7 protein-coding genes are annotated in these 8,098 nt (G+C 54.3%); 1 reads left to right on the forward strand and 6 read right to left on the reverse strand.

Going from position 1 to position 8,098, the window contains the following annotated elements; genetic code table 11:
* The 5 genes from ybiO to trhO all read right to left on the reverse strand — a co-directional run.
* Nucleotides 1-2,162, reverse strand: a 2,162-nt coding sequence (gene ybiO, locus INT22_RS14635) for a mechanosensitive channel protein (protein WP_319022086.1), incomplete at its 3' end; no start/stop codon positions are given.
* Between the two features lie 227 nt (nt 2,163-2,389).
* Nucleotides 2,390-2,821 (reverse strand): YqaA family protein, encoded by a 432-nt coding sequence (locus INT22_RS14640; protein ID WP_193060704.1) that lies wholly within the window; start codon nt 2,819-2,821, stop codon nt 2,390-2,392.
* 46 nt (nt 2,822-2,867) lie between these two features.
* The gene (locus tag INT22_RS14645; RefSeq protein WP_089040316.1) at nt 2,868-3,689 is read right to left on the reverse strand and encodes an IclR family transcriptional regulator; all 822 of its coding nucleotides are present in this window, start codon (nt 3,687-3,689) and stop codon (nt 2,868-2,870) included.
* A gap of 117 nt (nt 3,690-3,806) precedes the next feature.
* The gene (locus INT22_RS14650) at nt 3,807-4,613 is read right to left on the reverse strand and encodes an enoyl-CoA hydratase (RefSeq protein WP_193060703.1); all 807 of its coding nucleotides are present in this window, start codon (nt 4,611-4,613) and stop codon (nt 3,807-3,809) included.
* A 106-nt stretch (nt 4,614-4,719) separates the two neighbouring features.
* The gene (trhO, locus tag INT22_RS14655) at nt 4,720-5,679 is read right to left on the reverse strand and encodes an oxygen-dependent tRNA uridine(34) hydroxylase TrhO (protein WP_226912770.1); all 960 of its coding nucleotides are present in this window, start codon (nt 5,677-5,679) and stop codon (nt 4,720-4,722) included.
* Nucleotides 5,680-5,901: 222 nt separating this feature from the next.
* Here trhO and INT22_RS14660 point away from each other — a divergent pair, with 222 nt between their 5' ends.
* Nucleotides 5,902-6,591, forward strand: a complete 690-nt coding sequence (locus INT22_RS14660) for a pirin family protein (RefSeq protein WP_193068477.1) — start codon at nt 5,902-5,904, stop codon at nt 6,589-6,591.
* 74 nt (nt 6,592-6,665) lie between these two features.
* On the opposite strand, the gene serA is transcribed toward INT22_RS14660, so the two are convergent.
* Nucleotides 6,666-7,910 (reverse strand): phosphoglycerate dehydrogenase, encoded by a 1,245-nt coding sequence (serA, locus tag INT22_RS14665; protein WP_193068478.1) that lies wholly within the window; start codon nt 7,908-7,910, stop codon nt 6,666-6,668.
* Between the last annotated feature and the right edge of the window lie 188 nt (nt 7,911-8,098).

Genomic DNA, 8,098 nt, shown 5'->3' on the forward strand with positions numbered 1-8,098 from the left:
ATACCTGCTGCATCAAAGCGCAACTTCACTAAACGGTTATAGGCACGCCCAACACCCCACTGATCGCCCGGCGTCGTCTTGATCACCACACGAATATTGACAGAGCTGTCGGCCAACGCGGTAACGCCTGCCACTGTCAGGTCAGCCAGCAGTTTATGGCTGTGCTCCTCGCTCTCCTTCAGGTCTTCGAACGCCAACTGCAGCTGCTCAATTGCTTCATCGATGCTCTCGTTATAGCCGATACCGTATTCACCGACGTGGTTACCGTACTCACGCATATAGTTCGACACAGTATCAACGCTGGAGAACGGCACGATATGATAAGTGCCAGACAAATCACGTATCCCTACCGAACGAATACTTAATCGCTCAGCGGTACCAGTGATACCGCCTACCGTTACCACATCACCGGTGTTCATGGCGTTCTCTACCTGAATAAAGATACCGGTAATAACATCCTGAACCAGTTTTTGAGCACCAAAACCAATCGCTAAACCCAGCACACCGGCACCAGCAATGAGCGGCCCGATATTAATGCCTATTTCCGACAACACGATCATGCCGGTAATTGTCACCATGGCAATCACTAAGGCATTACGGAACAGGCTCAACAGCGTTTTAGCACGCGCAGAGGGTTCGCCATGGCCGGTTTCTGGGTTGAGCTTATGCTCAATCAGGCTTGCTAGCCCCAGCCACACACCGAACGCAACGATCAAGATTATGGCGACGCTGGTAAGTTTCCCGACGAGGTTCGCGCCACGTTCGGAGGCGTACCATGCCGCTAGGTTAAACACTCCCCAGGCATCCAAGACGACCATAACGACCGCTATTAATAGCACGGTACGCAGCACACGCAGGGCATTGGGCACATAGCTATTTAAGCGCACTTCCAGCATCGGCAGTTTGCGACGCAGATCATCGGATAGCCGAATACGCCGGCCAATCGTTTGCGTAAGGAACGCCGAGCTCAACAGCCCGATGACCACGGCGGCCAATGTTTTCAAGGTGGCAAACAGCACAAACGGCAATGCATCCCCAGGGCGTAACAAGGTAAGCACAAACACCATCAGGAAGTAGAGCAACGCAAACAAGTGCCAGGTTCGAGCAAACAAGCGCAGCGACACGCGACTAGCGGTCATCGTCGCTCGCGCTGCCATCTGGTTAAGATTGTCACGCAGGCGTACACGGTTTTTAAGCACGACGCCAACCGCGTAGATGAAGGCCAGCAACATAATAAAGGTGCCGACGGCTTGGCCTAGGGTTGCCGCGATATAGAAATTAACCAGCGGCACGACCACCATCAAGCCATAGCCGACCATGCCAATTAAACGCGCTAACCAGCGATTCCAGTAGGACGCTTCTTTTGCTGAAATAGGTAACAAGCGCAGCCCTTCATAGCGTGAAGAGAACAGCATACGCATACCGGCTTTCAGCAGTTCAATCACCAAGAAGGCGTTTAGAAATAGTGAAGCGCGGGTAGAAAGTTCGCCTGTTTCCCCCACCGCAAACGCCGCCACCAAGTTACCGCCAACGTAAGCAAAAGCAACCAACAACACATCTACGACGGCAGCAATAGCGACACATAACACCAAACGCAGCACGGGCGTTAAACCACTGCCCTGCTGAGACCAGCCGCTGATTTTAGTAAATAACGGTTTAGCCAAACGGCGGCAAAGCAAAAATATCGCGAACGTCGCAACAATCACGATACCCAAATTAATTGCCGCACTAACAAACGCGGCCATGTCGAACGAGCTAGCGCCTTGGCCGGTAAATAGGTCGCCCACCACGGCCACTGCCTGCTCTATCTGTCCGCCAACATCACCAACCACACGACTGGTTAGCTCTGCAAGCTGACGGGGCAGTGATACATCCTCAGGGGCAAGGTCACTCCCCTGGGCGGCTGCTTCCGGTGATAACTCACTAGTCAGTTCATTGGGTAACACTGACGCTTGATTTCGCAGCAGCTCAATCAGTTCTTGGCGCGCTTGCTCATCTTCCAGCAGATCGGCAAGTGCCGAATAAGAGGGCTGCTCCTCTGCGTTAGCGGTGTCTTCGCTTCCCGCACTCAACGTCGTTTGAGCGAGTGCAGGCGTTGTCAGAAAGGCGAATAGCATCAATAACCAGACGCCTAGCCAGGGGAATAAACGTAATGGCGTCACACCTAAACCTCCCTTTGGATGAATCTTTCACTCAATGTCATTGCTAACTCTTTTATGCACATCGTTTCATGCACATCATAGTGCACGCTATTCATATTGCACTCTCGGCGAGTGCAAGATTTGTATAATTGATAAACAGGGTAACATGAGAAAAAGAGCGTGGCTCGCCACTCGCCGCGTCAATATTTGTGACATCAACGCGAGTTAAGCTGGCATCATCTGTCGATTTATCCGCACAGCGGCGCCAGCCATTGGTGGGCTAGCGCCAACAACAGTGCATAGCGCGCCCCTTTGGCCACCACAATCCAGAGCAACGCACGCCACCAGGGCAATCTAAAGATACCTGCGAGTACAGTAAGGGGGTCACCCAGAACGGGTGCCCACGAAAGCAGCAAGCTAACTTCACCAAAACGTTTGTACCAACGCTCTGCGCGCGCTAATCCAGTGGGTGACGCGGGGAACCAGCGACGATGTTGAAACTGGCGGGCATAACGTCCCAGCGCCACATTGACCATACTGCCCAGGGTGTTGCCAGCGGTGGCGACGAGCCAGAGCCCAACCGCGGGCTCGCCTAAGCACCACAACCGTGCCAGCCACACCTCTGAGCCGCCAGGCAGTAAGGTGGCGCTAGCCAACGCCACCCAGAATAGGCTAAACATAATGAGTGCCGTCTTTGTCAGTCACTGCAGGTGCGCAAAGCGCCGCTTATCGGGGCAGTTGGCCACCCAGCTGAAGGGTGATTTCGTCGGCGATGGTGCGCACTAACGCACCTAGTGCCAATAGGCGCTCTTCAGGAATACGCGCCATGGGTCCAGAGACTGAAATAGCCGCCAGCGGTGTGCCATGCTCATCGTGAATACAGGCGGCCACGCAGTGTAAACCCACCGCATGCTCCTCGCGGTCGCAGGCAAATCCCTGAGCACGAATAGTCGCCATTTCGATCAACAGCTCATCGGATTGATGCAGGGTATTTTCAGTCACTCGGGCAAGGTCGTAACCTTTAAGCAGCGCGGTACGCTCGTCTTCACTCATCCAAGCCAGTAGGGCTTTGCCCACCCCAGAAGCATGCAGCGGCGCCCGCGAGCCTAGACGAGTAATCATCCGCATCATCTGCGGCGACTCATGCTGGGCAAGAAAGACCGCCGTCGCACCATCCCGAATCCCCAGATTCGCCGTTTCCCCCGTTTCTGCGGTTAAACGGCGTAAAAAGGGCCGACTTTGGGCGACGACATCACGCGCTTCTAAAAAGCTATTACCAATGCGGAAGGTTTTAACATCAATGCGCCAAAGTCCCTGCTCACTCTCTTGCGTCACGAACCCCTGGCTTTGTAGCGCTTGTAACAATCGGTGAGTGGTGGATGGCGCGAGATCAGCCATTTCCGCCAACTCCGATAAAGCTAACCCTAATGGGCTTGCCGACAAATGCTCTAACAGCGTGAGGCCACGTACTAATGATTGGCTGTGCCCACCGCTCGCCTTGGTGGCCCCCGCCGGACGTCCGACTGACCTACGCTTTACGTCACTCACCTTACTTTCTCCTGAAAGCGCCTCTCCTGAAGGCATAAAGTGAGGGAGGATAACGCGCCAGCGGGGCCGCTGTCGCGTTTACGGAAACAAATTCCACCAATGATATCTCAAGCGTTGCTAGCGATGGCGCCACTGGGGTGGGCGCTTGGCGATGAAGGCATCAATACCCTCAGCTGCATCATCTGCCAACATGTTGCACGCCATGGTTTCGCCAGCAAACGCATAGGCTTCCTCTAACGGCATCGCTAGCTGCCGTGCGAACATGGCTTTGCCAGTGCGCACCGCCACTGCGCTCTTGGCGCAGATGCTCGCAGTGAGTTCGCCCACGGCACTATCGAGTTCGCTCTCTTCGGCAACCCGGTTAATAAGCCCCCAGTCCGCGGCCTGAGAGGCACTGATGAATTCTCCGGTCAGCAACATTTCCATCGCCCGCTTTCGCGACACATTACGCGACAGTGCTACTGCAGGTGTCGAACAGAAAAGCCCCACATTGATTCCTGATACGGCAAATCGGGCATTGCTAGCTGCCACAGCCAAATCACAGCTAGCGACGAGCTGGCAGCCAGCGGCCGTCGCAATGCCCTGAACTTTAGCAATCACAGGGACAGGCAAGTTAACGATGCTCTGCATCACCGCGCCACAGCGAGCAAACAGTGTTTGGTAGTAGGCTTTATCAGGGTTCGCACGCATCTGCTTTAAGTCATGCCCTGCGCAAAATGCCTTGCCGTTCGCAGCCAACACCACGCAGCGCACATGCTCATCCTGGGCAATGTCATCAAGCGCACGTTGCAGCGCCGTCAACATATCCTCAGACAATGCATTAAAGCGTTCAGGCTGGTTTAACGTAAGGGTCGTTACCCCTTGATAATCAGTGCGTTGCAGAAGTTCTGAAGACGCCAGTGGCGCATCTGAAGAGGCAGACATAGAAAGCTCCTAGACAGTCGAGAGTTGCTCAGTCTAGCGCGTACAAAGGCTAATGTTGGCGAGATACGACCAAAGAGGCCTCCTGAAGAGCAGGAGGCCTCGTGAGTTACGTGTTTGCGCGGTTGCCCTTGCGCTGGTTATAGCCTAGAGGATGGGGTTCACCACGGGCCTTAGCCAGTTCGATTTGGCGTTGACGCTCTCGGGCGGCAGCGCGGGTTTTTTCGGGGAGTGAGTCGATGCAGTGAGGGCAGCTGATGCCCGGCTCGTAGGCCGATGACTGCATATCATCAAGCGAAATAGGCATACGGCAAGCGTGGCACTGCTCATGCTCACCTTCGCTAAGGTCGTGGCGCACGGTGACGCGGTTATCAAACACGAAACACTCACCACGCCATAAGGACTGCTCTTCCGGGACCTTTTCGAGGTAGTTCAGCACACCGCCTTTAAGATGATAGACCTCTTCAAAGCCCTCTTTCAGCATAAAGCTGGAGGCCTTTTCACAACGGATGCCACCGGTGCAAAACATCGCGACTTTCTTGTGCTTTTCTGGGTTGTAGTGCTCACGCACGTACTCAGGAAACTCACGGAAGGTGGTCGTTTTCGGGTCAATCGCCCGCTCAAAGCTACCAATCGCCACTTCGTAATCATTGCGGGTATCAATCACCAGCACGTCCGGGTCGGAAATCACGTCATTCCAATCTTCCGGCTCCACGTAGGTGCCAACGGTGTCGTTAGGATCAATATCCGGCACGCCCAGGGTGACGATCTCTTTTTTCAGTTTCACCTTAGTACGGTAAAACGGCGTTTCGTCACAGTAGGACTCTTTATGGTCAATATCGCTTAAGCGAGGGTCGGCGGTCAGCCAGGCCAGCAGGGCATCAATGCCCTCTCGGGTACCCGCCACGGTGCCGTTAATACCTTCTTTGGCCAGCAGCAGCGTGCCTTTGACGCCGTTATCGATCATCGTCTGGCGCAGTGGCTCACGCAGTGCTTCAAAGTCGTTCAGAGTGACAAACTTATACAGTGCCGCGACCACAATGGGCGGCATTTGGGTGGTTTCCGTCATGGAATACTCCTGGTAGTCGCCCTCGCAAAGGGCGGACCGGGTAAATAAACGCGCATAGTTTAGCAAACAATTCAGGCAAAGTGCTGCTCTGCCTAACGATGGCTAGGGGGCGCTGATCAATCGTCGATTTATTCGATCTGACCATCTAAAAAGCTTCACCCCACGCGCCAGGCGAGCGGGCGTATATTGGTGTTATTCCTTACGACGCTTTCGGAGAACACCATGCACATCCGTCGTTCTAACGAGCGAGGCTATGCCGACCACGGCTGGCTGCGCTCTTTCCACACCTTTTCGTTCGCCAACTATGTGGACCCTAACCATATGGGATTCCGAGCGCTGCGGGTAATTAATGAGGACCGAGTCACCGGCGGCCAAGGTTTTGGCGCCCACCCCCACCGGGATATGGAGATTATCTCCTATGTACTGGAAGGGGAAATGGAGCATAAGGACAATATGGGCAACGGCGAGGTCATGCGCCCGGGCGATGTACAGCGTATGTCCGCAGGTACTGGCGTATTGCACAGCGAGTTTAATCATTCAAAAGAGAACGGTCTGCATTTCCTGCAGATTTGGATCGAGCCTGCCAAGCGCGGTATTGCCCCTAGCTATGAGCAGAAGGCCTTTCCTACCGCTGAACGCCAAGGCCAGTGGCGCTTAGTCGCTTCTCAAGATGGTCGCGAAGGGTCGGTGAGCGTTAACCAAGACGTTAACCTTTACGCTGGCTTGTTCGACGCTGGCGACCAGGCGGCTGCCCCACCGTCACGCTATGCCTGGCTGCATGTGGTGAAAGGCACGATCGACGTTAACGGCGAAACCCTTGACTCTGGAGATGCCGTAGCCTTTCAACCGGGTGAGACATTTAGCGTGGCAAGCAGACAAGCAGCCGAAGTGCTGCTGTTTGATCTGGCCTAGGGCAATCTCAGCCCTGAAACCTATAACGGCCCCGAAAGCGGGGCCGTTATAGATGATCACGCTGACAGCAGTGTTTAGCTGTTATGCGCCGAGTACAGCACGCGAATTTTCAGCGTGTGCTCAACTTGTTTCAACGCTTCTAGAGCCTGTGGGCCGTAGGCTTTATCGACATCAATGACCACGTAGCCCACTTTGTCATTGGTTTGCAGGTACTGACCTGAAATGTTGATGCCGTTTTCAGATAGTACGCGGTTAATTTGCGATAACACGCCAGGCACGTTGTCATGAATGTGCAACAGACGATGCTTATCCGGGTGAGCAGGTAGCGCTACTTCTGGGAAGTTAACAGAGGTAACCGTGGTGCCATTATCCGAATAAGTAATCAGTTTTTCAGCCACTTCAATACCGATATTCTCCTGAGCTTCCAGGGTAGAACCACCGATATGGGGCGTTAAAATCACGTTATCCAGGCCGCGTAGCGGGCTTTGGAACTCTTCATCATTGCCTTTCGGCTCTACCGGGAAGACATCAATAGCGGCACCGTTCAGCTTGCCAGCTTTAATCGCTTCTGCCAGTGGTTCAATCTCAACAACGCTACCACGAGCTGCGTTAATCAGGATGGCACCCTGTTTCATGGCTGCGATCTCTTTCTTGCCAATCATCCAGCGCGTAGCAGGCAAGTCAGGAACGTGTAGGCTGACCACGTCAGAGCGTGCTAACAGCTGCTCCAGGCTCGCTACCTGATTCGCGTTCCCCATGCCTAGCTTGGTGATCACATCGTAATAGATAACGTTGAAACCAAGCGATTCTGCCAGCACTGAAAGCTGCGCACCGATGCTACCGTAACCAACGATACCCAGGGTTTTGCCCCGCGCTTCGTGGGAGTTTTTCGCCGATTTCAGCCAGCCGCCTTGGTGGGCGCGAGCATTCTTCTCGGGGATACCACGTAGTAGCATGATGGCTTCCGCCAGCACTAACTCTGCGACCGAACGGGTATTGGAGTACGGCGCGTTAAACACCGCGATGCCGCGTTTAAGGGCTGCCGTCAAATCAACCTGGTTCGTTCCGATACAGAAACAGCCAACGCCCACCAGCTTTTCTGCCGCGTCAAATACGCGCTCATTGAGCTGCGTACGCGAGCGAATGCCGATGAAGTGCACATCACGAATCTTTTCGATCAGCGACGCTTCATCTAGCGATGTCGGCAGGTGCTCGATGTTCTCGTAACCTGCGTTGTGAAAATTGTCCACCGCGCTTTGGTGGACGCCCTCGAGCAGCAGGATCTTGATCTTGCTCTTGTCCAGGGACGTTTTGGCCATGGCTGAATCAACCTCTATGGTCGGCGGCATGCGCCGTGTATCGGTTCACGGAAGGCCCATATGGTAGCACAATCACTGCCGCTCTCGGCGTCTTGAGATGATGAAAAGTGTGCGTTTACAAGATGAACCAGACGCAAGTAGCAGAATTGACCCAGGATGAGGGCAGACGCCACCCCCTTCGCTCGGTG

The organism is Halomonas sp. 3D7M, assembly GCF_014897885.1.
Taxonomy (GTDB): domain Bacteria; phylum Pseudomonadota; class Gammaproteobacteria; order Pseudomonadales; family Halomonadaceae; genus Vreelandella.